The sequence below is a fragment of the Phenylobacterium sp. genome (genome assembly GCF_035276905.1).
In the GTDB taxonomy this organism is placed as follows: Bacteria; Pseudomonadota; Alphaproteobacteria; order Caulobacterales; family Caulobacteraceae; genus Phenylobacterium.
In genome coordinates this window covers 1-23,247 of record NZ_DATELG010000063.1, presented here as the reverse complement: position 1 = coordinate 23,247, position 23,247 = coordinate 1, and the positions used below count along the sequence as shown (strand labels likewise).

At 68.9% G+C, this 23,247-nt stretch carries 28 protein-coding genes and 1 pseudogene; 24 read left to right on the top strand and 5 right to left on the bottom strand.

What is annotated here, in order from left to right:
• Positions 1–1,932, top strand: a 1,932-nt coding sequence (locus VJS38_RS02555) for a portal protein (protein ID WP_324086584.1), incomplete at its 5' end; no start/stop codon positions are given.
• Positions 1,929–2,213, top strand: a complete 285-nt coding sequence (locus tag VJS38_RS02550; protein WP_324086583.1) for a hypothetical protein — start codon at positions 1,929–1,931, stop codon at positions 2,211–2,213. The genes VJS38_RS02555 and VJS38_RS02550, both read left to right, overlap by 4 nt.
• 3 nt (positions 2,214–2,216) lie before the next feature.
• Here the strand turns inward: VJS38_RS02550 and VJS38_RS02545 are convergent, their stop codons facing one another.
• On the bottom strand, positions 2,217–2,411 hold the full coding sequence (locus VJS38_RS02545) for a hypothetical protein (protein ID WP_324086582.1): 195 nt from the start codon (positions 2,409–2,411) through the stop codon (positions 2,217–2,219).
• Between the two features lie 197 nt (positions 2,412–2,608).
• On the opposite strand from VJS38_RS02545, the gene VJS38_RS02540 reads away from it, so the two are divergent.
• From VJS38_RS02540 to VJS38_RS20965, 3 genes and pseudogenes are all read left to right on the top strand, one after another.
• Positions 2,609–3,400: a hypothetical protein gene (locus VJS38_RS02540; protein WP_324086581.1), complete on the top strand. Its 792-nt coding sequence runs from the start codon at positions 2,609–2,611 to the stop codon at positions 3,398–3,400.
• 122 nt (positions 3,401–3,522) lie between these two features.
• Positions 3,523–4,077, top strand: a complete 555-nt coding sequence (locus VJS38_RS02535) for a hypothetical protein (RefSeq protein WP_324086580.1) — start codon at positions 3,523–3,525, stop codon at positions 4,075–4,077.
• 71 nt (positions 4,078–4,148) lie between these two features.
• Positions 4,149–4,322: pseudogene (locus VJS38_RS20965) on the top strand (DUF1287 domain-containing protein); the annotation flags it as partial.
• A 9-nt stretch (positions 4,323–4,331) separates the two neighbouring features.
• On the opposite strand, the gene VJS38_RS02530 reads toward VJS38_RS20965, so the two are convergent.
• The gene (locus tag VJS38_RS02530) at positions 4,332–4,634 is read right to left on the bottom strand and encodes a hypothetical protein (protein ID WP_324086579.1); all 303 of its coding nucleotides are present in this window, start codon (positions 4,632–4,634) and stop codon (positions 4,332–4,334) included.
• A 162-nt stretch (positions 4,635–4,796) separates the two neighbouring features.
• On the opposite strand from VJS38_RS02530, the gene VJS38_RS02525 reads away from it, so the two are divergent.
• From VJS38_RS02525 to VJS38_RS02460, 14 genes are all read left to right on the top strand, one after another.
• Positions 4,797–5,798 carry a hypothetical protein gene (locus VJS38_RS02525; RefSeq protein WP_324086578.1) on the top strand — a complete coding sequence of 334 codons (1,002 nt, stop codon included), beginning with the start codon at positions 4,797–4,799 and terminating at the stop codon, positions 5,796–5,798.
• 3 nt (positions 5,799–5,801) lie between these two features.
• Positions 5,802–6,758, top strand: coding sequence for a DUF5309 domain-containing protein (locus VJS38_RS02520; protein WP_324086577.1), 957 nt, complete (start codon positions 5,802–5,804; stop codon positions 6,756–6,758).
• 1,123 nt (positions 6,759–7,881) lie between these two features.
• Positions 7,882–8,364 carry a DUF6968 family protein gene (locus VJS38_RS02515; protein ID WP_324086576.1) on the top strand — a complete coding sequence of 161 codons (483 nt, stop codon included), beginning with the start codon at positions 7,882–7,884 and terminating at the stop codon, positions 8,362–8,364.
• 104 nt (positions 8,365–8,468) lie between these two features.
• Positions 8,469–8,720 (top strand): hypothetical protein, encoded by a 252-nt coding sequence (locus VJS38_RS02510; protein ID WP_324086575.1) that lies wholly within the window; start codon positions 8,469–8,471, stop codon positions 8,718–8,720.
• The gene (locus VJS38_RS02505; RefSeq protein WP_324086574.1) at positions 8,707–9,063 is read left to right on the top strand and encodes a hypothetical protein; all 357 of its coding nucleotides are present in this window, start codon (positions 8,707–8,709) and stop codon (positions 9,061–9,063) included. Before VJS38_RS02510 ends, VJS38_RS02505 begins: the two co-directional genes overlap by 14 nt.
• Positions 9,060–9,686, top strand: coding sequence for a phage adaptor protein (locus VJS38_RS02500; RefSeq protein WP_324086573.1), 627 nt, complete (start codon positions 9,060–9,062; stop codon positions 9,684–9,686). Before VJS38_RS02505 ends, VJS38_RS02500 begins: the two co-directional genes overlap by 4 nt.
• Positions 9,686–9,931 carry a hypothetical protein gene (locus VJS38_RS02495; protein ID WP_324086572.1) on the top strand — a complete coding sequence of 82 codons (246 nt, stop codon included), beginning with the start codon at positions 9,686–9,688 and terminating at the stop codon, positions 9,929–9,931. The genes VJS38_RS02500 and VJS38_RS02495 overlap by 1 nt, the downstream gene beginning before the upstream one ends.
• The gene (locus VJS38_RS02490; protein ID WP_324086571.1) at positions 9,931–10,995 is read left to right on the top strand and encodes a hypothetical protein; all 1,065 of its coding nucleotides are present in this window, start codon (positions 9,931–9,933) and stop codon (positions 10,993–10,995) included. Before VJS38_RS02495 ends, VJS38_RS02490 begins: the two co-directional genes overlap by 1 nt.
• Positions 10,992–11,831 carry a glycine-rich domain-containing protein gene (locus tag VJS38_RS02485; RefSeq protein WP_324086570.1) on the top strand — a complete coding sequence of 280 codons (840 nt, stop codon included), beginning with the start codon at positions 10,992–10,994 and terminating at the stop codon, positions 11,829–11,831. Before VJS38_RS02490 ends, VJS38_RS02485 begins: the two co-directional genes overlap by 4 nt.
• Positions 11,832–12,035: 204 nt before the next feature.
• Positions 12,036–12,698 carry a hypothetical protein gene (locus VJS38_RS02480; protein ID WP_324086569.1) on the top strand — a complete coding sequence of 221 codons (663 nt, stop codon included), beginning with the start codon at positions 12,036–12,038 and terminating at the stop codon, positions 12,696–12,698.
• A 98-nt stretch (positions 12,699–12,796) separates the two neighbouring features.
• Complete coding sequence (locus tag VJS38_RS02475; RefSeq protein ID WP_324086568.1) at positions 12,797–13,018, top strand: hypothetical protein; 222 nt, start codon at positions 12,797–12,799, stop codon at positions 13,016–13,018.
• Positions 13,019–13,126: 108 nt separating this feature from the next.
• Complete coding sequence (locus tag VJS38_RS02470) at positions 13,127–15,184, top strand: hypothetical protein (RefSeq protein ID WP_324086567.1); 2,058 nt, start codon at positions 13,127–13,129, stop codon at positions 15,182–15,184.
• A complete protein-coding gene (locus VJS38_RS02465) occupies positions 15,181–15,531 on the top strand; it encodes a hypothetical protein (protein ID WP_324086566.1) in 351 nt (116 codons plus the stop codon). The genes VJS38_RS02470 and VJS38_RS02465 overlap by 4 nt, the downstream gene beginning before the upstream one ends.
• A gap of 1 nt (position 15,532) precedes the next feature.
• Entirely contained in the window at positions 15,533–16,480 is a 948-nt protein-coding gene (locus VJS38_RS02460; protein ID WP_324086565.1) for a hypothetical protein, read from the top strand.
• On the opposite strand, the gene VJS38_RS02455 is transcribed toward VJS38_RS02460, so the two are convergent.
• A complete protein-coding gene (locus tag VJS38_RS02455; protein ID WP_324086564.1) occupies positions 16,477–17,463 on the bottom strand; it encodes a hypothetical protein in 987 nt (328 codons plus the stop codon). The genes VJS38_RS02460 and VJS38_RS02455 overlap by 4 nt on opposite strands.
• Before the next feature lie 60 nt (positions 17,464–17,523).
• Here VJS38_RS02455 and VJS38_RS02450 point away from each other — a divergent pair, with 60 nt between their 5' ends.
• The 4 genes from VJS38_RS02450 to VJS38_RS02435 all read left to right on the top strand — a co-directional run bounded on the left by VJS38_RS02450 (position 17,524) and on the right by VJS38_RS02435 (position 19,224).
• On the top strand, positions 17,524–17,796 hold the full coding sequence (locus VJS38_RS02450; RefSeq protein WP_324086563.1) for a hypothetical protein: 273 nt from the start codon (positions 17,524–17,526) through the stop codon (positions 17,794–17,796).
• A gap of 128 nt (positions 17,797–17,924) precedes the next feature.
• On the top strand, positions 17,925–18,521 hold the full coding sequence (locus VJS38_RS02445) for a hypothetical protein (RefSeq protein WP_324086562.1): 597 nt from the start codon (positions 17,925–17,927) through the stop codon (positions 18,519–18,521).
• A 47-nt stretch (positions 18,522–18,568) separates the two neighbouring features.
• On the top strand, positions 18,569–18,844 hold the full coding sequence (locus VJS38_RS02440; protein ID WP_324086561.1) for a hypothetical protein: 276 nt from the start codon (positions 18,569–18,571) through the stop codon (positions 18,842–18,844).
• Positions 18,841–19,224 carry a DUF1353 domain-containing protein gene (locus VJS38_RS02435; RefSeq protein ID WP_324086560.1) on the top strand — a complete coding sequence of 128 codons (384 nt, stop codon included), beginning with the start codon at positions 18,841–18,843 and terminating at the stop codon, positions 19,222–19,224. The genes VJS38_RS02440 and VJS38_RS02435 overlap by 4 nt, the downstream gene beginning before the upstream one ends.
• Positions 19,225–19,232: 8 nt before the next feature.
• On the opposite strand, the gene VJS38_RS02430 is transcribed toward VJS38_RS02435, so the two are convergent.
• Complete coding sequence (locus tag VJS38_RS02430) at positions 19,233–19,799, bottom strand: GNAT family N-acetyltransferase (RefSeq protein ID WP_324086559.1); 567 nt, start codon at positions 19,797–19,799, stop codon at positions 19,233–19,235.
• On the bottom strand, positions 19,772–21,871 hold the full coding sequence (locus VJS38_RS02425; RefSeq protein ID WP_324086558.1) for a S9 family peptidase: 2,100 nt from the start codon (positions 21,869–21,871) through the stop codon (positions 19,772–19,774). The genes VJS38_RS02430 and VJS38_RS02425 overlap by 28 nt, the downstream gene beginning before the upstream one ends.
• Before the next feature lie 201 nt (positions 21,872–22,072).
• On the opposite strand from VJS38_RS02425, the gene VJS38_RS02420 reads away from it, so the two are divergent.
• Complete coding sequence (locus tag VJS38_RS02420) at positions 22,073–22,906, top strand: serine protease (protein WP_324086557.1); 834 nt, start codon at positions 22,073–22,075, stop codon at positions 22,904–22,906.
• The last annotated feature ends 341 nt before the right edge of the window (positions 22,907–23,247 follow it).

Here is a 23,247-nt window from a genome sequence, read left to right as displayed (position 1 = left end):
GACCTCCAGGTGATCCGCGGCCGCTCGACGGCGGTGGACTCCACCCTGTCGGATGCGGTGGACACCTTGATGCCGGATGTGATGGAGGTGTTTTTCGGTGGCGACGACGTTGTGACCTTCCAGGCGGACGGGGCGGCCGACGAGGCCCAGGCGCGCGAGGAGACCGAGCTCGTCACCCATGTCGTCTTCCACCAGAACGACGCCTTCCGGGCCTTCCACGATGCGGTCCAGGACGCGCTTCTCAACCGCACGGGGCTCTTCCACTGGTGGTGGGAGGAGGACGAGAAGCCGGTCTCGCTCCATGAGGCCGGCGGCCCGGAGGAGGCCGCGGCGCTGGCCGCGCTGGCGCAGCTGCAGAAACCGTGGATGCGGGCCGAGGTTGAGACGCGCGGGGACGGATCCGTGGCGCTGCAGCTACGCGAGTTGCGTGGTCGCGTCTGCGTGCGCGCCGTGCCGTCTGAGGACTTCACGGTCGCGGCCGACACCGTCGCGCTTCGGGACACGGCCTACTGCGCGCTGCGCGACCGGCCGCGCGTGCAGGACCTGATCGCGCGCGGCGTGGACGCCAAGCTGGCGCGGGCCCTGCCGCACGCGACTTCGCGGCAAGATGCTTTGGAGAACGCCCGCGACGAGGCCGGCGAGCACGACCGGGCCGGCGAGAGCGGGCTGGAGGACCTGCGCGTGGTGGAGGTGCGCACCCATTACCTGCGCATCGACGCCGACGGCGACGGCCAGCCGGAGATCTGGCGGATCGAGACCGACGGCGAGCAGCGGACGTTGCTGCAGAAGGAGCAGGTCCGCCAGATCCCGTTCGGGGCGCTGACGCCGTACCTGTCGGCGCATCGCTTCTATGGCGAGAGCCTGGCGGACAAGCTGTTCGAGGTGATGCGCATCAAGACGGTGCTGCTGCGCATGCTGCTGGACAGCGGCTACTTCGCGCTGAACCAGCGGATGGAGGTCTCCGAGGAGCAGGCCAGCGAGTTCACCATCGCCGACCTCTTGAACAATGCGCCCAACGTGCCGGTGCGCTCGAAGACGGGCCAGGCCGTGCGGCCGATCTCGGCGGGGGGCTTAGGATTCGACGTCTTCTCGGCGATGGAGTTCATGGCCACCGTGGCCGAGCAGCGCTCGGGCGTGGTGAGGAACGCCCAGGGGCTCAACCCAGACACCCTGCACGAGACCGCGAGCGGCGCCATGGCGCTGATCTCTGCGGCGCAGAAGCGGGTCAGGATGATCTGCCGCGTCTTTGCCGAAACCGGGGTGAAGGACCTGTTCCTGGGCGTCCACCAGCTGCTGCGCGAGGAGTTCACGCGCGAGCATGCGCCCGCGCGGCTGAAGGTCGGCCAGGTGTGGCGCGAGGTGCGGCCTGAGGCCTGGCCCGAGCGCGAGGCGCTGAGCGTGCATGTCGGCGTGGGCTCGTCCGGGCGTGACCGTGACTTGCAGGTGCAGTCCCAGGCGATCGGCCTGACCGAGAAGGTGGTCCAGCTGCAGGGCGGGCTCGAGGGGCCGTTCGTCACCGCGCAGAACGTCTACAACCGGCTGCGCGCCTTCAGCCGGGCGGTGGGGGAGAAGAGCCCCGACCTCTACTGGACCGATCCGGCGTATGCGCCGGACGCCGGCGAGCCCCACGATCCGGAGGCCCAGCTGGAGATGGCGAAGCTCTCGGCCAAGGCGGCGGCCGACCAGCGCCAGGCGCAGGCCGAGCTGCAGATCGCCCGCGAACGGATGGCCGCGGAGCTGGCGCTGAAACGCGAGGAGATGCAGCTGAAGATGCAATTGGAACGAGAACGCGCCGCCGAGGCGCTGAAGCTGCAACGCGAGGAGCTGATGGCGACGCTGGCGCTCAAGGGCCAGGCGCTGGCGTCGGGCGCCTCGCATTCCGTCGACGTGGCCGGCCACGTGGACGACCTGCCGGGAGGCGTGGGCGGATGAACGAGCGGGATCTGAAGGCCGACATCGCGCGCGGCCGGCGCGCGCAGGCGGAGCTTGCGGAGACGTCTGCGGCCTTCGAGGCGGTTCGCGCGAGCCTGCTATCCGCCTTGGCCCAGACGCCGGTCGGAGCCGACGCGCGGGTGCTCAAGCTGCACATGTCGCTGCAGAACCTGGCCGCGGTCCGCGAGGCGCTGACCAAGACGGTCGCTGCAGGCGAGCACGCCGGCTATGCGCGCGCTGCGGAGGACGCGATCGCCGAGGCGGGGCTCACCCGGGGGTAGGGCTCACGCGGTCCGCAGCTCCCGGACCGGCGCCGGCCAGGCGCGGATCCAGCGGGTCCCGCACCACAGCTCCTTCGGGCCCTGGTCCGCCAGGTCTTCGCAGGCGAGCTCGGCTTCGGCGTCGCTGATGCAGTGGAACTCGAAACGCGAGACGACGCGTCCGTGCGCGTCCAAATAATGGACCTTGTAGTGAGGCATTTTGGCGCTCCCTCGTCCGACCGCGGCATTCAGCCACAGGTGGAGCTGGAGGTCTTTCGCAATAGGCAAGAATTGCAACTTTGGCGCTAGCCGCCCAGGGCACGACTGCGTGATGGGCGAGCTTGACCGGAATTTGGGCGCGTCAGGCGCCCTGTCGTCGACGCTGACATCAAACAACATTCTGGAGCGACCGGCCGATGACCTTCGACGGAACGAACGGCGACGGGCTGTCGCTGGCGCGACTGCTCGGCCTCCTGGGCGGGACTGGAACTTCGGACCGCGATCTGGGCGGCGATCCGATCTCGCAGGCCCTGGCGGAAAGTGCGCGGCGGGCGCGCCTGCCGCGGGTCGGCGGGCTATTTGGCGGCGACTACGCCCGCTACATGGCGGACAGGAAGGCGTTCGCGCGCCCGCTGCTGTCGCAGCCGCCGAAAACCCCCGGTTCTGCGGCCGTCTTCGGGCCGCAGGCCGTCAGCCTCGATGGGCAGGGGCCGGAGATCGATCCATCAGACCAATACCAGGTCGCCGGACCGGCGGCCGCCAAGCCGTTCCCGAACAAGCTCGACCCGATCATCGAGGCCAAGGTCGCCGCCTACAACAGGATGAACCAGGCCGATCCGGGCGACGAGGTCTATCTGGACCCGGATTGGATCAAGGCGATGGTGCGGGTGGAGTCCGGGCATGACCTGAAGGCCTACAACTCCGATCCGATGCAGGTGAACAAGCCAGGCGACTGGGACGCGCCTCCTGGCGAGAAGGGCTACAAGTCAGATCTCGGCTTGAAGGAAGGCGTTCCGCCAGGCGCCGAGCAAGGCATTCAGGCAGGACTCGATTGGCTGGATTCCAAATCCTACTTTTTCGACAAGAAGGGGCGAGCGAAGCCGTTCATCGGCTACGACCGGGCTATTCAACGCTACAACGGCGGCGGCAATCCCCATTACCTTGAAGACGTCAAGCGGGCTTACCGGGACATCAAGAGTGATCGCTGATCTGGGTTTCCGGTTTGTTCTTGAATGCCCGCTCAGCAAGCGCTAGCGTCGCGGCTGGACAATTCAGCAGGTGGTAGGGGCGCCGAGGGAATGGGTTCACATTCCAGGGTGTTGTCCCGAACATGAACGCAATGCATCGATTGATTGGACACCTGCTAGCAATAGCATGTCTGCTGTGCGCGGGCGGCGATCAGGCGGCCGCTGCGACGAAGCGCGCCGGCGTTGACGAGCCCTCGCGCGGAGACGCGCGGGTCTTCGCCTTGATGGCGCAGCAGTCGATCGAGAGCCGCGATGTCGTGGAGCGCGGATCAACCCTCGTGAAGCTCTGCACGATCCGCACTCGCGACGGTCGCGCTGCATATACTATGTATTGGTTTTTCCATCTCACTCAGGCGGCCGTGCAAGTTCATGGCCGGTCAGAACTTGTGGTGGTCACCGCCGCCGGAAATGTGCTCGGCGTCTATAGTTACGATGGTATGGATGCGCCGAAGTGTAGAGGTGGAAAGATCTATCCCGTCGATGATTTTTCCCACGATGACTATGCAAGCTATGTGACCACCTTCGCACCCCATCGCCTCCCAAGATGGCTCGGAGACGGCGGCGAGTTTTCAGCGGCGCCGCGGTACGAAAGCACGAGGATGGTGGATGGCGTTCGGTTGCCGAACCCAGCGCAATAACTCAGGACTTCCTGGAAAAGCGGTGGGGGCGGCGATAACACAGTCGGACTGTTGTTGCTGCGCTCGGCGCCGTGCCGACGCTGGCGTCGGGCGCGCCGCGCGGCCCTGGGCAGCAACTGGTCGACGCTGCGCGGCGGCAAATCGGTGTGACCACCGGCTATGACTCCCGGTACCGGACGATCTCCTATCCTGGGGGCGATGTCCCGCGTTCGACCGGGGTATGCGCCGACGTGGTGGTCGCCGCGCACCCGTCTCTAGGGGGCGGTGATTTCCTCCGGAAGCGGAACGATCTGCTGGATGAGGCCCGCGCATGGCAGGTCAGTCAGCTTCATGCCGACCGGCGGAACGGCGATGAACGTCTTGCTCTCGGCGGCGATTAAGGGGACCCAGTCCTTGTCGGGGGCTTCCGCCGTCAGGCGGCCCAGGAAGAACATGTAGGCCGTCCGCGCAGCCGTCCGTCTTTCGGCCTCTCTCGCATGGGTCACGCCCTGCCAAGCGCTCGCCGCGCATCGCAACTCGGCGTCGATTGGGGGGCGCGCCGCCAGCGCCGCGGCCATGGCCAGTCCGATCATCGAGGCCCTCCGGGGGAATTGGTCGGTAATCTGTTCGAGGCCGACTTAAGCGATCACTAGCTGTCGCACTGACCTTCTGGTCGTAGAGCTGCGCGGCGCGCCTCGTCCTCCCGGCGCGGGATTTTGCAACAAAACCAAAGGTGACGAATGGCTGAGGCTGCTGAGGCGCCGCAGGGCGGCGCGCTGTCGCTCGACGAGGCGGTGGCCCTGCTCGACCGGCGCGAGGACGCGCGGGACGGCGGCGCGGAACCGGGCGACGACGTCTGGGACGATGATTTCGAGGGCGCGGCCAGTGCGCCCGAGGAGGCCGGCGAGGGGGCCGAAGACCCGCTCGACGGAGAGGACGAAACCGAGGCGGAGGAGCCGGGCGAGGTCGATCGCCTGGCGCCGCCGAAGTACTGGTCGAAGGACGCCAAGGCGCGGTTCGCCGAGCTGGGTCCCGATCTGCAGGCCGTCGTGCTGTCGCAGGAAGGACCGAGGGAGGCGGCCGCCGCCCGGGTCAAGGCCGAGGCCGAGCATGTCCGTACCGCGGCCGTGCAGGAGGCGGCGCAAGCCCGCCATCTGCTCGAGCAGCTGGCGGACGCGCTGCCCGAGGCGCTGCAGAGCTTCAACGCCCGCTGGCAGGGGACGCCCGACTGGGCGGCGATCGCCGAGGCGCACGGCGTCGAGGCGATGCAGGCCGCGCGCGAGCAGCACGCGGCGGAGAAGGCCCGGCTGGACCACGCGTCGCGGGTGGCTGCGGTCAGCCGACGCGCCAACCACCAGGCCTATGTCGCCGCCGAGTTCGAGCAGCTGAAGCGCCTCGATCCCGAGCTCGCGCACCCGGAAACGGGGACCGAGCGGCGCACTGAGGTCACCCGCTACCTGCACGCCAAGGGCATCCCGCCCGACGCCCTGGTGCAGATCTCGGCGCTGGAGATGAGCCTCGCCCGCAAGGCGATGCTCTGGGACCAGGCGCAGGCCAAGGCCGGAACGTCCAACTTCAACCCCCGGCCGGACCGCCCGGCGACCCGCTCGCTCGCTCGCGGCGGGGCGTCGTCCGGGCCGGCCGACCCCAAAGCCCGCAGGGCCGCGCAAGCCGCGAGCCGCTTTTCCAAGTCGCGCTCGATCGAGGACGCGGTCGCCCTGCTCAACGCCCAAGGAGACTGAGCCATGACGGCTCCGACCAACCTGTCCACCACCCTGAACGTGACCGGCAACCGCGAGGATCTGGAGGACACCATCTATCGCGTGGCGCCGGAGAAGACGCCGTTCCTGTCCGCCATCGGCAAGAAGAAGGCCTCGGCCCGCTACCACGAATGGCAGACCGAGAACCTGGCGACGCCGAACCCGGCCAACGCCGCCCTGGAAGGCGACGACGTCGCCACCCTCGATGCGCCGAACAACACCACCCGCGTCGGCAACTACTGCCAGATCTTCCGCAAGACCCTCGGCGTCTCGCGCACCCAGGAGGTGGTCGACAAGGCCGGCCGCAAGTCGGAGGTGAACCGCCAGAAGGTGCGCAAGGGGATCGAGCTGCGCCGCGACATGGAAGCCCGCATGATCGGCAACTACGCTTCGGTCGCCGAGGCCGGCGCGACGCCGCGAGGCACGGCGGGCGTGCTCGCCTGGCTGACCAGCAACGTCTCGCGCGGCGCTTCCGGCGCCAGCGGCGGCTTCGCCACCGGCGTGGTGGCCGCAGCGACGCCGGGGACGCAGCGGACCTTCACCGAGGCGATGCTGAAGGCCGCCTGGGCCAGCGCCTTCGCCAACGGAGCCAACCCCTCGATCGCCTTCATGGGCCCGGTGCAGAAGCAGCAGTTCTCGGCCTTCACCGGCATCGCCGGCATCCGCACCGACGTGAAGGGCCGCGAGCAGGCGACGATCATCGCCGGCGCCGAGGTCTATGTCGGCGACTTCGGGCAGTTGATGCTGGTTCCGCATCCCTACGGCCTGACCCGGGACCTGGTGGCGATCGATCCGGAATATGCGTCGGTCGCCACCCTCGACGGCTTCAAGACCGAGGACCTGGCCAAGACCGGCGACAGCCAGAAGCAGATCATGACCCACGAGGCCGCCTTCGAATGCGCCAACGAGAAGGCGCACTTCGTCATCGCCGACCTGCAGTAGCGGCGAGAGGCCGTCCGCTCCGGCGTGAGAGCCGGGGCGGGCGGTGACGCGCCAGCGGCCGAAAGCTGGCCGTACTTCCTCAATCTGGAGAATTTCAACCGATGAGCTTCACCGGCTCAGGCGGCGGCAGCGCCATGCCGCCGTCGCGCCTGCTTGCGCTGTTGCGGGGCTACAGGGTGCTACATCGCAAGACCTCGCTCCCGATCTACCGCCGCCGCCGTCCAAGCGGCTCGGCTTGTTCGGTGGGGGCTACCGGGCCTACATGGCCGGGCTTGGCGATCACGGGGCGCTGCCGGCGTTCCAAAACACCGGCCTAGCCGCCTCGTCTGGTCGGCAGGCTATGCAACTCGCTAGCCATGGCGCCTGCGCGAACTGTCACGCCGCCGCCCCGCCTCCGCCGAGCGGGTCGCACCCCGAGCTAAAGCCCCTCCCACCGCTTCCGGCGCCTGGAGGATGGACCTCCTTGCTACCGCCGCCGCTTGGGGGTTTGGCGGCCGCCGGTTGGTTGGCCGACGTCCTTTCGGGGCCGCAGACGTCGGAGTATAGGCGGTCAGGCGGACGACAGCCGCCGCCTTCAGGCGGAAATGGTGATCCAAATGAATGGAGCTCCAAGCCTGAATGTACAGCACAATACAACAGCGATCTCGCTGTCTGCCGGAGTGAGGATCGGCCGTCCGATTGCTGGAGCAGAGCGAACGAGCGGCTGGCGAATTGCAACCAAGGGAAAGTCGATTTTCCACCCCTGAGGGGCTGGCCTCCACGTTCTTGATATGTTCTTGACATTCGGCCGTTGCAGCTTAGTCAGATGCTGCAGAGCAACGAGAATAGTTGAGCCGATGCGTGTTTTCGCAAAACAGGGATGCGATTTCCATTCTGAGGTGGTGGATTCATGCGCCGTGTCGCAGAACAAGCTCTGACGGGCCGGGAAGGACGGAAGTTCTGGACTCGCATTCATGCGCCGAAGCGGGGTCCGGAGAATCGGTCTTGGCGGTGCAGGGTTGAGCTTGAAGGCTGGCGGTACGTTCCGCGACATGGAGAAGGAGAGACGCCTCTCCAAGCGTTGTCGTTGAGTCTGTCGGTGCTTGCGATCGTCCTGCATTCGGCTCGGGCATATAGGGGGGCCGTGTTCGAGCTCGACGGCGCCACCGACGGCGGCCTCGGGATTCCTGCACCGAGTCTGTACCTCGACCAGGCGCCGTACCCGTTCAGCCGGTCGCGCGTGCGCGGGCAGGCCCGCTTTGCGGTCGTGAACGACATGGGATGGGACGCACGGCTGCTTGCGGAGGAGACCTATGCGGTCGCCGGATCACGCCGCAGGCTGCGGGCGCGGATCTATGCGCCGAGACTGGAAGCGGACGGTCGGACCTGGTCCTGCGCCGTGAGCACCACGGCGCCGCTCGGCATGCGAGGCGAGGGCCTGGGGCAGACCACTTTGCAGGCACTGGTGGCTGGGCTCGCCCTCTTGTCGCACCATCTCTACGGCTCGTCCCTGTACAAGGCGGGCCGTCTGGGCTGGCCGGCGGAGGGGCGCGATGGCCGGCGGGGCGACGACCTGCTGCTGCCGGCAGTCACTGAGGTTCTCGACGTCGCGCCCTATCCGTTCTGAGTTCAGCGCCCGTTAGAGCCGGGCTCACCCAAACTGAAATTCCGCACCCCGCGGCTTCGCCGCCGCGGGGCGTTTCGGCTTGTCTGAAAACCAGGAGACCTGCCTTGCCCGTCAAGAGCACACCGGCCCCGGCGTCCGCCGCGGCCGCCCGCGACGTTGCGTCCGCCGCCGAAGCGCCGCGTGCGCGTTACCGCGTCCTGCCGAAAGGGGCGGGGCTCGTCCACACCGGCGAATGGGATCCGGTGACCGGCGCCTCGCTGACCCACGACAAGGGCGCGGTGGTCGAGGGCGCCGATCCCGCCGTCGCCGCCGAGCTGGAGGATCGCGGCCTGGTGGAAGTCCTTGACCCGGCGTGAGCTGCTGATCGGGCCGGACTTCGCAGGCGACGTCGCCCACTATGCCGAGGACGACGGCGAGGGCGGCCTGCTGATCCATTCGGTGCAGGACGTCGGCCCCGTGCTGGAGCGCAACAAGGCGCTGCAGACGCATAACGACGGCTACAGCCCCTCGCGCGAGCTGCGCCGGGTGGCCTTCATTCCCAACATCGTGCGGCTGAAGTGGCTGAACGAGGAGGGCTGGGACGCCTATCGGCCCGACCTCTACGGCGACCGTCTGGCCGCCAAGCTGAACGATCCGGAGTGGCGCTTCCTCAGAACCGCGCCGGGCCGTGTCGGCCTTTCCAATGGAGTGCTGAGATGAGCATCGCGAACCTCGGCGAGCTGAAGGCGGCGCTGGCCGGCTGGGCCACCCGGGCCGACCTGGACGCGCAGATGGACGACTTCGTCGGCTGGGCGCACCAGGAGATCCGCCGGCGGCTGCGTGGGCCGGCGCTGCACGCCCGGGCCGACGTGGCCGTCGCAGCCGAGACCGCGCCGGCGCCGGACGGCTTCCTGGCGGCGCGGCGCCTCTATCTCGACGTGACGCCCCGGCGCGTGCTGCGCCAGACGGACGCGGCGAGCCTGGCCGACGTCGCAGCAAGCCTCGCGCTCTGCGACTACCCCAGCCACTTCGCGGTGGAGGGCGGCGACACCCTGGTGTTCGCGCCGCTGTTCGGCGGACAGGCGACGGGCAAGCTGCTCTACTACCGGGCGCCGGACGCCTTGGCGCAGGATGGCGACAGCAACGTCGTGCTCGCCAAGTATCCGTTCCTCTACCTGTGGGGCGGGCTGGAGGCGCTCTACCGCTACCTCGAGGACGACGCCAACTGCGACCGCTACGGCGGCCTGTTCGGCGCCCTGATCGACAGCGTCAACGCCTGCGAGACCGCGGACGCCCTGCGCGGACCGCTGGTCGCGCCGGCGGGAAGCGGGGCGGTGGTCTGATGCCGGTCCCGACGGGCCTTTCGCCGCCGCTGCAGGCCTATCTGGAAGAGCTGGAGAGCCGGCTGGCCGGCCTCGAGGCGCCGCAGGGCTTCACGCCCGCCTTCCTCACCCAGTCCACGCAACTTTCGGCGGCCAACGCCGCCGCCCACGCCGCGCGCGTCGGCCTCGCCACGGACCTGAAGACGCTCGTCTGGTCCGACGGCCTGCGCTGGTGGCGGGCCGACACCGGAGCCCAGATCGCCTGATGCCGTCGAGCTACACAACCTCGCTGCGCTTCGAGCTGCAGTTCACCGGCGAGAACGTCAACCTCTGGGGCGACAAGCTGAACGCCGCCCTGCAGCGAGCCGACGACGCCGTCGCCGGCTGGCTGACCAAGCCGCTGACCGGCGCCTACACGCTATCCACCGCCAACGGAGGCGCCGACGAGGCGCGCCGGGCGATGCTGAAGTTCACCGGGACGGGCGCCTTCACGGTGACGATTCCGGCGGTGTCGAAGCGCTACGACGTCTGGAACGCGTGCACCGGCGTGCTGACGATCGGCAACGGCTCGGCGAGCGTCACGCTGCAGCCGGGGGAGGTCGTGGGGGTCGTCACCGACGGCGGGGGCAGCCTGGCGCGGGTGCAGCCCACCGACTTCGGGGGCGCGACGCTAACGAGCGTGAATCGGGTCAGCGGACTTGCAACGCCGACCGCCGGCGCCGACGCCACGAACAAGACCTATGTGGACACCGCGATCAGCTCTGCGGCGTTTTCGGAGGGCGCGTTCGGGGTGCCGATTACCGGAGCCGACAGCGGCAAGTTCCTCACGAACAACGGCTCCGCGGCGGGTTGGGCCGCGGTCGTACCGCCGACCCGCGCGATCTCGACGGCCGGCCTGGCCACCGGCGGCGGTGACCTGACCGCGGATCGCACCATTACGGTCCCGTCCGCGAGCTCCTCGGACATCCTCACCGGCACGACCACGGCGAAGGCCTCAACGGTCGGCGCCGAGTACAGCGCCCTGGCGGAGGCGACCTTGGCCGATGCGGCGACCATCGCCGTGGACATGAGCACCTTCATCAATGCCAAGGTGACGCTGGGCGGCAACAGGGCGCTGGGGAATCCGACCAATCCCAAGGTCGGGCAGAGCGGCTTCATTCGCTTGATTCAGGACGCGACCGGCTCGCGCACGTTGAGCTTCGGGTCGAATTGGAAGCGGCAGGGTGGCGCGCCGACCCTGACGACGACGGCGAACGCGACGGACGTCCTGGAATATCAGGTCATCACGTCGACTTATATTCTCTACAACGTCTTGTTGAACCCGGCATGATCCGTCGCAATTCGATGCTCATGGGCGGCATGCCGCCCGTCAACTATCTCATCGTCGGCGGTGGTGGCGGGGGCGGCACTGGCAGCGGTGGTGGCGGCGGTGGCGGCGGCGAGGTTAAGTCCGGCGTCTTCCAGGCTCTCGCCCCCGGCTCATATACGATCACTGTGGGTGGCGGCGGCAACGGTGGCAACGGCGCGTCGGGGGTTTCAGGCACAGCGTCCTCGTTCAACGGCGTTTCGGCTGGCGGCGGCGGCGGTGGCGGCGGCAACGGCGCGTCGGGTCTCAGCGCCCCCGGAGGGGGCGGCGGCTCGGGCAGCACAACTGGCGGGACAAGCACCGGGACCGGTGGTAACGGCGGCTCTGGCAGTGTAGGCGGCGGCGCGGGCGGCGGCGCGGCGGGCGTCCCGACCGGCAATGGCGGGAACGGCACTTCTAGCGGTCAGACCGGCAGCGGGGGTACTGGCGTCACCAGCAGCATCAGCGGCAGCTCCCTCGACTACGGCGGCGGCGGCGGCGGCGGCGGCATGAACTTCTCGGGCGGCGGCGTCCTGCGGACGCCTGGAGCGGGCGCCGGGGGGAGCGGCGGTGCTGGTGGCCCGAACACAGGCGCATCGCCTGGCGTGGCGGGCACGACCAACAGAGGCGGCGGTGGTGGCGGTGGTGGCTGGCAGGCCAGCGTTGCCGAGAGCGCAGGCGGCAACGGAGGCTCTGGCATTGTCATCATCAGCTATTCCGGTGCGGCGCGCGGGACTGGCGGCACGATCACCAGCGTCGGCGGCAACACCGTACACACCTTCACTTCCAGCGGCACATTTTCATTGACGGTCATGGGCTGATAGGGACGCGCTACCGGAGCTGTGTTAGTAAAAGACATGAGTGACGGTTGCGGCGATTATAGACGTGGCTTAGAACTATTGGCCGCTGGAAATTATAGTGAAGGATTTGCGCTGTACGAGGGGCGGCGCGGCGGTATCAATCCTGTACTAAACCCGGCTCAGCAGTGGCCCGGTCTGAGGTGCCCTGAGTGGCAGGGCGAGGAGTTGAGCGGGAAGCACGTGCTCGTGTTTGGGGAGCAGGGCTTCGGCGACTCCATCATGTTCGCCCGCTTCATCCCGTCGCTTCACGCCCTCGGGGCGACAGTCACTTACGTTTGCGGCTCCGGCCTGGAGCGCCTGTTCCCGAATGGTCATGTCGCCCGAAAGCGACACGACTTTCCGCCGGGGCATTACTGGAGCCTCGTCGGCTCGCTGCCGCACAAGCTTGGCGTAGCCCTGGACACCTTGCCGCCGCCCCATCCCATCGATCGGGCCGCCCAACGACATGGCGGCGTCGGGGTGGTGCCGAGCGGGCGGCCGACGCATGAGAATGATGCGAACCGCTCACTTGACCCACAGAGCGCGGCTCGCCTGCTGGAACTAGGCCGAGATCTCAGGCCGGAAGCCACCGGAGCGCGTGACTTCGCCGAAACGGCCGACATCATCGCGGCCTTGGACCTGGTCATTACGGTGGACACGTCTGTCGCCCATCTGGCGGGATCAATGGGAAAGGCAGTCTGGGTATTGCTCCCCGCTCACGGGGTAGACTGGCGATGGATGCGAGATCGCATGGACAGCCCTTGGTATCCTTCGGCGCGGCTGTTCCGGCAGGGACCGGCCGGCGAATGGCCGGCGGTCATCGCCGAGGTTGAGGCCGCGCTCACCTGAAGGCCAAGCCCTGCGGGGCGCCCGACATAGCGACCACACGACAAAACGTCCTCGGCATCCGGCCGCAGGGCGCGCTCTTCATTGACGGTGACTGACCGATGGCGACGCAATTTTCCACGCTCGATGCAGATGGCTCTCCCATCGCCATTCAGTCAGGCGCGCCGTTCCAGACCTTTTGGGAAGACGACGGGGAGGGCCGCCTGCCCAACGTCGTGAGCCACCCCTGGAACGCGCTCGACCTGTGGGGTCCTGACGACCTGGCGCGCTGGTGCATCACGGCGACCGAAGTTCCGGACCCGGTGGCCTCGCTTCGCGACTGAGCGCCAGCACCAAGATCTGCTTTCGCCGCAGGCCGCTGTTCAACGGGACGACGCGTCACATGGTGGCCCGTCCCTATGCCTGCTGCACCATCATAGAGGGCCCCCCACGTGGACATCCCCATCGACATTCCCCCGGGCCTCAACAGCGACGACACCACCTATGCGGCCTCGCCCGCCTGGGCGGATGGGTCGCATGTGCGGTTCCGGTTGGGGCGCCCGCAGACCTGCGGGGGCTGGGAGAGCCTGACCGGCGAGTTGCTCAGCGGGGTTTGCCGGGCGGTGTTCGCCTGGACGGACAACAACAGCGCGACGCTGAACATCGCGTTCGGGACGCACAGCAACTTGCAGCTCTGGCAGGGCGGGGCGCTCTACGACATTACCCCGTACGGGCCGGTGACGGCGCTGGCGGCGGCCCCGTTGAGCGTCACGAACGGCTCGGCGGTGATGACCGTCGCGCATCCGGCGCATGGCCTTGCGAACGGGACGCAGGTGACGATCGCGGGCGCCGCGACGCTGGGGCGGGTGAGCGTCAACGGAACCTATGCGATCACCGTGACCGGAGCGGACAGCTACACGATGGCGCTGTCGGCGGCGGCTGTCGTTACGAAGACGCTCGGCGCCAATCCGCTGAGCGTGACCCTTGGCTCGCCGGTCGTGACGGTGACCGAGACGGCGCACAACATCGCCAATGGGACCACCGTCACCTTCTCCGGCGCCGCCGCGGTGGGCGGGGTCACCCCTAACGGCGCCTTCCCGGTGACGGTGGTCGACGCCAACACCTACCGGTTCAGCTTCACGGCGAACGCCACCTCGACGGCCGTGGGCGGCGGCTCGGCCGTGGTGGCGACGGTCCCGACGAGCGGCGGCGGCGCGGGCGTCACGGTCACGCCGCAGCTGCTCCTGCCCGCCGGCGCGCGCGACGGAACCGGCACCTCGGGCTATGGCACCGGCGCCTACGGGATCGGCGGCTTCGGCCAGCCGTCGAGCGCGGACTACTTTCCGCGCACCTGGTCGTTGGCGGCCTGGGGGCAGAAGCTGCTGGCCAGCCCGCGCAACGGCGGCCTCTACGAATGGTCGAACGTCACCAGCCAGCGCGCAGCCGCGGTGACGGCGGCGCCGACGCGGATCACCCAGATGCTGGTGGCGCCGCAGCGGCAGGCGTTCGCGCTCGGCTGCACCCAGGAGAACGGGATCTGGAATCCGCTCTGCCTGCGCCACTCCGGCGTCGGCGACGAGACCCAGTGGGCGACCGACGCCAGCTCGTCGTCGACGGCGCGCGAGTATGTGCTGCCCGGCGGCGGACGGATCGTCGGCGGCAAGATCCTCGGGCGCTATCTCCTGGTCTGGACCACCCAGAGCCTGTTCCTGGGGACCTATGTCGGCCAGGTGAGCCAGGTCTGGCGGTTCGACAAGGTGGGCGAAAAGTGCGGACTGATCGGCCCCAACGCCGCGGCCGTCATGGGCGCCACCGCCTACTGGATCAGCCCGGACCGGCAGTTCCACAGCTATTCGGCGGGCGGCGCCGTCGCGCCCGTCGCCTGTCCGATCCGCGCTGACTTCGCCGCCAACCTGGCGGCCAGCCAGGCGGACAAGATCATGGCCTCGACGATCGGCGAGTTCAGCGAGGTGCGCTGGGACTATCCGGACACGCGCGACGGCTATGAGGTTAGCCGCTATGTGGCGCTGGCGGCCGACGGTCCGGACGCCGGCGCCTGGCATCGGGGCCAGGCGATCAGCGGCGTGACGCCGGCGCGCACGGCGCTGGTGGACGCCGGCCCGGCCCAGAACCCGATCGGGGTGAGCGTCGACGGCGCCGTCTATTGGCACGAGCTGGGCCACAGCGCCGACGGCCGGGCGCTGCCCTGGTACATCCAGAGCGGCGACCTTTATCTCGACGAGAACCGTGCGGCCCTGGTGCGCCAGGCCTGGCCGGACATCTCCGACGACCAGATCGGCCCGGTGCAGCTCAGCCTGGCCAGCCGGCTGCATCCGCAAGGGCCGCAGACCGAGTTCGGGCCGTTCACCCTGATGCCGGGGCAGGAGACGGTAGACTTCAAGGCGTCGGGCCGGCTGTTCCAGCTGACCTATTCGGGCTATTCGCTGCCCAGCTACGCCCGGATCGGCCGGCTGGTGGTCGAGGCCAGCCCCCGGGGGCGCAAGGGTTGAGCGCCTGGGCCTTCTGGCGGGACAGGATCGCCAAGGCCGCCGACGGCTCCCACCACACCATCGAGAGCATCGAGCACGGCCTCGTCGAGGGACGGTCGCAGCTTCTGACCATGCCCGACTGCTGCTTCGTGGTGGAGCTGGCGGACTACCCGAACGCGCGCGCCTGCCAGGTGATGTGGGCCGCGGGGACGCTCGCGGCGATCCTGGCCGCGGCGCCGCGGCTGCATGCCTGGGCCAGAGCCCAGGGCTGCACGGAAATGCTCGTCGAAGGCCACGCCGGCTGGACGCGGGCGCTCAAGGACATCGGATACCGGCCGTGGTCGGTCACCTTACGAAAGGCGCTCTGATATGGGGCTTTCCAGCAAGAAGACGACGACGAGCTCGACTGCGACGACGACGCCCAACAATCCGTCGTGGCTCGAGCCGCAACTGAACACGCTCGCTGGCCGGGTCACTGACCTGTCGCAGATGGATCCCTACAGCTTCGCGGCGGGGCCGAACGCCCTGCAGAACCAGGCCTACGGCGCGGCGGGCGCCCTTGCACCCGACAATCAGAGTTACGCCAGCGCGCAGGGGCTGTTCCAGGGGCTGATGAACACCGGCGCCTCGCAGTACGACCCTGCGACGGTGCGTCCGAACAGCATCCTGCCGAACCTCGACTCCTATATGTCGCCCTACCTGAAGGACGTGGTGGGCTCCTCGCTGGCGGATTACGACTATGGGGCGGGGCAGACGCGGGCGCAGAACAGGCTGGCGCTCGCCAACGACGACACCTTCGGCGGCTCGGGCGGGGCGATCCAGACCGCCCTCAGCGAGGACGCCATCGACCGGGGGCGCGCAACCCTGTCCTCGGGGCTGCTGAACCAGGGTTTCCAAACGGGGTCGAACCTGGCGAACCTCGACGCCGACCGGCGCCAGCAGGCGCAACTCGCCAACCAGGCCGCCTACAATCAGGCGCGGCAGTTCAACGCTCAGCAGGCGGAAGCCGCGCTGGCCCGACAGCAGGCGGCGGCGCAGGGGTTGGTCAACACCGCGACCGCGCAGAACCAGACGGCGGTCAACGACCTCAACCTCCAGGCGCAGATCGGCGCGGCGCTGCAGCAGATCGCGCAACAGCATGCGCAGGCGCCGCTCACGACGCTGGCGTCGCTGATGAGCGACTACGGCGGCCTGCCGCTGTCGCTGCTGCACGGCGAGACGCAGGCTTCAAACGGCACGACGAAGCAGACAGGGAGCTTGTTGGACGCGCTCAGCGGCATGTTGAACGTCGGGGTGAACTTCTCGAAGTCCTTTTAGCGGAGAGCTTCTTTCAGGATCGCCATGACTCCCATCCAGTCGCCGGCTGTCGGCTGCCGGAACAGGCGGGCGGACGGGTACCAGGGGCTGTCGGCGCGGTCGCGCAGCCAGCGCCAGTCGGTGTCCGGCGGGGCGGGCAGCAGGACCCAGGTCGGAATGCCCAGCGAGCCGGCCAGGTGCGCCATGGCGGTGTCGATCGTGATGACGAGGTCGAGGCCGGCGACGATCTCGGCGGTCTGAAGGAAGTCGCGCGCGCCGGTCGCCTCGGGGCGCAGGTCGCGGCCGAGGGCCAGGAGCTCGGCCTTGATGTCGTCGGGCGGCGTGCGGCGGGCGTCGCGGGCGTATTTCGGGCTGCCGGCGACCATCACGCCCACGCCGCCGCCGCCGCGCCGGGCGACGGGCAGGGCGGTCGGCGGCGGGATCGTCTCCAGCGTGACGCCCAGTTGCAGCGGCAGGCTCTGCAAGTGGCGCCAGTAGTCCACCTCGGAGCGGGAGGCGGTGGCGACGCCGCCCAGCAGGGTCGTAAGCTCTGCTGCACAAACCAGTCGCACCTCGGCGCCCATGGCGCGGAGCGCCGGCAGGAAGCGGGCGAACATGATCTGGTCGCCGAAGCCCTGTTCGCCGAGGACTGCCAGCCGCTTGCCGGCGAGGTCCTGGCCGGTCCACTCGGGCCAGTTCGCATTGGGCGTCACGAGCCCGAGGCGCTTGATCGCCCTCCGACTCTCGTGCAGCGGCCAGGCCTCGGCGTAGCGGCCCTGGCGCAGAAGGTGCAGCGACAGCTCGAAGGCGCTCTCGGCGCGTCCGGGGTCGCTGATGAGCGCCTCGCGGTAGAGGCGGATGGGCTCGGCATCGTCGCCGGAGCGCGCGGCGATCACCGCCAGATTGTGCTGGGCGACGCCGAGCGTCTTCTCGAACAGCCGCCTGGCGTCGGCCAGGTCGCCCCGTTCGTAGGCCTCGACCGCGCGCTGCAGGACATTGCTCATCGCCCCGCTGCCTAGCACGCCCGCCAGCGGCGAGGCGAATTTCAATCTGAGGGGAACCCGATGGGTGCATCCGCCTGGATCGCGCTGGCCTCGCTGGCCTTCGTGATCTTCGTCCAGGCCGCCACGATCGCGTTCGTGCTGGGCGGCCTGTTCCGCGACGTGAAGACCCTGCGTGAGCAGGCCGGTGACGGCGACTGCCGCAAGGAGCTGGCGGTCCTCAACGCGCGGTTCGCGGCGATGGAGGAGCTCGTCAAGGAGCTCGGCCACGACATCAAGAACCTGCTGACCGGAACGGTGACGCCGGCGCGACGGGTGAGGGCGACGCGGGAGTGAGATCCGCGTGCGTGGCGGTCAGTAGCACGTCCGATCCGGTAGGTTGATCTACGATAATCATGCTTCGCATAGCTCGACCTTAGGTAATTTCGCCGCCTCGCTCCCCCTCCCACAATCTGGAGACCTGCATGATCCCTCCGCGACCGGAGCGGTTCTTCGCGGCTGTGCGCTCGGGCCTGTTGGGCCCGGAGCTGAGCCAAACGGAGGCCGATGGCTGCAAAGCGATCCTGGAGGCCTGCGCCGGCTGGCCGCTGAGCTGGACGGCCTATGGGCTGGCGACCGCCTATCACGAGACCGCGCACACCATGCAGCCGGTCGTGGAGATCGGCGGGGCGGCCTATTTCACGCGGATGTACGACCCCGCCGGGCTGCGGCCGGCGGTGGCCGCGCGGCTGGGGAACACCGAGGCGGGCGACGGCTGCCGGTTCTGCGGGCGGGGCTATGTACAGCTCACCGGCCGGGCGAACTATGCGCGGGCCGGCCTGCTGGACGAGCCGGAGCGGGCGCTGGAGCCGGCGCTCGCCGCGGAGATCCTCGCGCGCGGCATGCGGGACGGCTGGTTCTCCGGCCGGCGGCTCGCCGACGTGCTGCCGCTGGGCGGGCGCGCGACGCGGGCGCAGTTCGTGGCCGCGCGGCGGATCGTCAACGGCCAGGACCGCGCGAGCCTGATCGCCGACTACGCCCTGCGCTTCCAGGACGCGCTCTTGGCCGGCGGCTGCGCGTGAGGGCTGCGCCGGCCGCCACCGACTCATCCATCAACAAGGAGACTTTCATGACCGACGCCGTTTCCGCGGTCGCAGCTCAGCCTGCGCCCACCGTCGATCCGAACAAGCTGGTGACCAGCGTGGTCGACACGGTGCAGAGCCACCCGGATGTGGCGCCGTCCCGCGCGGCCAGCTTGATCACCGACATCCTGGCCGGCCTCTACCAGGCGCAGCCGGCGATCTTCGCCGTCTCGCGCGCCAGCGAGCGGACGCAGGCGCAGGTCTCGCTGGGGCTGGGCCTGGCGGAGGTTATCGTCGGCGTCTTCCTGCGGCGTCCGGCGTGACCGCCTTCGAGGGTCCCCTGGCGGTCGAGATCCTGGACAAGGCGCGGGACGGACGGGTGACCGCCCGCCTGCTTCAGCAGTTCGAATATTGGCCGGCTTCGAGTGGCGAGGCGATCGCCGTCCCGGCCGGGTTCGTCACCGACTTCGCCTCGGTGCCGTGGGGCTTCTGGAATTTGGAGCCGCCGTTGGGAGACGCGGGCAAGGCCGCCGTGGTGCATGACTATCTGTACGCCACCAAGGGTCTGGGCGGGCGCTACAGCCGGGCCCAGGCGGACGGCGTCTTCCGCGACGCCCTGGCGGCGCTCGGCGTGCCGCTTTGGAAGAGGACCCTGCTGTGGGCCGCGGTGCGCGTCGGCGGTGCGGGCGGCTGGGGGAGCTGAGCCTCTGCTCAGTGTCCCGACAGCGCCAGGCCGGGGGCGTCCGGGACCCCGCCGCTTCCGCCATTCAATGTCTTTTGCATCCAGACGATGTCCACCCAACGGCCCTGCTTGAAACCGACGTCCTTGCCGACGCCGGCTGGCTCAAAGCCGAGGGCGCGGTGGAGGCCGATTGAGCCGCCGTTTTCGGAGTCGCCGATCACCGCCAGGACCTGCCGCAGGCCCATCGCCTCGCAATGCTCCAGCACGGCCGAGAGCAGGGCGTGGCCGACGCCTCGGCGCTGGACGTGCGGGGCGACGTAGATGCTGTCCTCGACGGTGTAGCGATAGGCCGCGCGCGCGCGGAATGGGGCGGCGTAGGCGTAGCCCAGCACGCAGCCGGAGTCCTCGGCGACGAGATAAGGCAGGCCATGGGCGACGACGCTCAGACGGCGCTGCTCCATCTCGGCAGGGGATGGCGGAACCTCCTCGAAGGTGCCGAGGCCGTGCAGGACATGGTGGCCGTAGATGGCGGCGAGCGCCCCGGCGTCGGCCGCCGTCGCGGCGCGGATCAGAGGCGCGCTGATACGGACTGCCAACCCTTGTCGATCGCCCAGACGGCGAAGGCGTAGTCGAGTGCGATCTCCTTCAGGAAGTCGAACCGGCCGGAGGCGCCGCCGTGGCCAGCCTCCATGTTGATCTTCAAGAGGATCGGGGCGTCGCCGGTCGCGTGCTCGCGGAGCTTGGCGACCCACTTTTCCGGCTCCCAGTAGGTCACGCGCGGGTCGGAGAGGCCGCCCGTGGCGAGGATGGGCGGGTAGGCCTGGTCCCTGACCTGGTCGTAGGGGCTGTAGCTGGCGATCCGGTCGTAGGCCTGGGGATCCTCGATGGGGTTGCCCCACTCCGGCCATTCCGGCGGGGTGAGCGGCAGGCTGGTGTCGCTCATGGTGTTGAGCACGTCGACGAAGGGCACGGCGGCGATGATCGCGCCCCAGAGGTCCGGGCGCATATTGGCCGCCGCCCCCATCAGCATGCCGCCAGCCGAGCCGCCGTAGGCCGCGATCCGGCCCTTGGAGGCGTAGTTCGCGCCGACCAGATGCTCGGCGCAGGCGATAAAGTCGGTGAAGGTGTTGGTCTTCTTCTCGCGCCGCCCGTCGAGGAACCAGCCCCAGCCCTTGTCCGACCCGCCGCGGATGTGGGCGACAGCCCAGATCCAGCCGCGATCGACGAGGCTGAAGTTGCGGATGGAGAAGCTGGGCTCCATCGCGTGGCCGTAGGAGCCGTAGCCGTAGAGCAGCAACGGCGCGGAGCCGTCGAGCGGCGTGTCCTTCAGCATCAGGACGGTGATCGGCACCTGCTCGCCATCGGCTGCGGTCGCGTAGAGCCGGCGGGCGACATAGCGCGACGGATCGTGGCCGGAGGGGATCTCCTGGGTCTTGCGCAGCGTCCGCTCACGGCTTTCCAGATCGTAGTCGAACCACTGCCTGGGCGTCGTTGGCGACTGGTAGACGAAGCGGGTGGTGGAGGTCTCGTACTCGTAGCCGCCTTCGAGATGGAGGGCGTAGGCCTCCTCATCGAAGGCGATCTCGTGGCTGCGGCCGTCGCGCGCGGTGACCACCAGCCGGTCGAGCGCGTCGACCCGCTCGGCGCGGACCAGATGGCCGGCGTAGGCGGCGAAGCCGGTGATGTAGCGGCCGGGCCGGTGGGCGATCCAGTCTTCCCAGGTCGATTTCGCGGGGAGCGCGGCGTTTGAGACGGCGAGCTTGAAGTCGACCGCGCCGTCGTCGTTGGTGCGGATCACCCAGCGATCGGTCCAATGGTCGAGCTCGTACTTGACGCCAACGCGGCGCGGCTCGGCCACGGCCGGGGCGGCGGTGGGTTCGCCGGCCGGAATGATCCAGAGCTCGGTGGTCTCCTGGTTGCCGACGTGGATCAGGATACAGCTGTCATCGGAAGCCGTCCCGACGCCCAGGAACATGCCCTCGTCGGCCTCTTCATAGACCAGCACGTCCTCGCCGCCGCGCGCGGGCCGGCGATAGACCTTTGACGGGCGGGCGTTTTCGTCACGCCAGATCCAGAACAGCCACTGGCTGTCGGGCGAGAAGGTGAAGTCGCCGTAGGCGCTCTCGATCGGTGCGCCGATTTCCTGGCCCGACGCCAGGTCCTTCACCCGGATGGTGAAGTACTCCGAGCCCTGCTCATCGCAGGCCCAGGCGAAGAGGGCGTGGTCCGGGCTGTGGCTGGCGGCGCCCACCTGGTAGTAGGCCTTGCCCTTGGCCAGCGCGTCCTCGTCGAGCAGCACCTCCTCGCCCCCGATCGAGCCGCGCGCGCGGCGGGCGTGGATCGGGTGCTCCGCGCCGACCTCGTAGCGCCCGTAGTATTCCCAGGGACCGTCGGGAGCCGGGACCGAGGCGTCGTCCTCTTTGATGCGGCCCTTCATCTCGGCGAACATCTGGGCCTGCATGGTCTCGGTCGAGGCGAGCATGGCCTTGGTGTAGGCGTTCTCGGCCTCCAGGTGCTCGCGGACGTCGCCGCGCAGGACCTTCGGGTCGCGCAGGACCTGTTGCCAGTTCTCGTCCTTCATCCAGGCGTAGTCGTCGACGCGGACGCGGCCGAGCTGTTCTATTCGATGCGGGTCCTTGCGGGCGACGGGCGCGGCGGGAGTGCTCATGGTCGCCTAAATGCGCCGGCCGCCGGTCCGGCTCAAGGCGCTGTCGGAGGATCATGCCGGGTCCGCCCCGCGTCGCTTGGGCGCAACCCCATCACACGCTCTTTGCTTGGCGAGAACCTCGCCATCTGATCCAATCAGAGTGCATCGAGATCGCGCAAAGACGCGAAGGGCGTAGTTATTGTTTAGTCGTCGGGGTTCCAAATGAACATGGATCTCTCCGTCGAGCTGATGCACGCGACTGTTCAGCTTGAGCAACCGCTCGGCAACGGCACGCGCACGGTCGGCACGGGATTCCTCATCTCTGAAACGGCGCCGGATGGCCGGCCGCGAACGGTGCTGGTCACCGCCAACCACGTGTTCAAGCAGATGCCGGGCCAGGTCGCCCGAATCGGCTACCGCGTGGCGAACGCCGACGGCAGCTGGAGCTATTCGCCCCAGCCGCTGCAGATTCGCGACGCCTCCGGCAATGAGCTGTGGACGCATCATCCGGCGCGCGATGTGGCTGCGATCGTGATCACTGCCCCGGCCGAGTTCGCCAAGTCGGCGATCCCGGAAGACTATCTGGCGTCGGACGACACCTTCACCAAGTACCAGGTGGAGGCCGGCGACGAGCTGATGGCCCTGGGCTTCCCGCGGGGATTGGCCGCCAACCAGGCGGGCTTCCCGATCCTGCGCGCAGGTCGGATCGCTTCCTATCCTGTCGCGCCGGCGAAGATCTTCCCGACCTTCCTGCTCGATTTCTCGGTCTTCCCGGGCAACTCCGGCGGGCCGGTGTTCATGCACAATGATGCGCGCCGCTCGCCTGTCGACGCCTCGCAGGCGCCGCAAGACGTGGAGTTCATCGCCGGCCTGCTTACCCAACAGGTCGAGTTGAACAACGAGCGCCTGGAGATCGGAATCGTCACACACGCCAAGTACATCCGCGAGACGATCGGCCTGCTCGACAACCCTGCGGCGCCCGTAACGATGGCGTCGACCGAACCGGTCACCGGCGCGCGCGCGGCCTCCGCCGAAGAGGCCGCCACGCCGAACTGACGGCGGGGGCCGCTGCCGAAGCGGTCCTTTCTCCTAGCCTGGTGATTCGCCAGCAGGCCTGCGTCCTTCGCGGTTCGGCGCGGAGACGCTCATGCGCATTCGGATGGGCCTGCCCGCCGGGCCCATGCCGACGGAGCGCGCCTTGTCCGAACCGTAGTTCGACCGATGTCTGGCGAGCTTGGCCGCTGGACTCGTCGTCGTGACCCAGCAGGCCGCGCGCCAGGGGCCTCCGGCATGGCCCGGTCGCGGCGAAGTGCGCCGAGAGTCTCTCCCGCCGCGGCGCGGCGACGACATCGTCCTCTAAGATCTCTCGCTGTGCTGCGCTGCAACGCATTTGACGA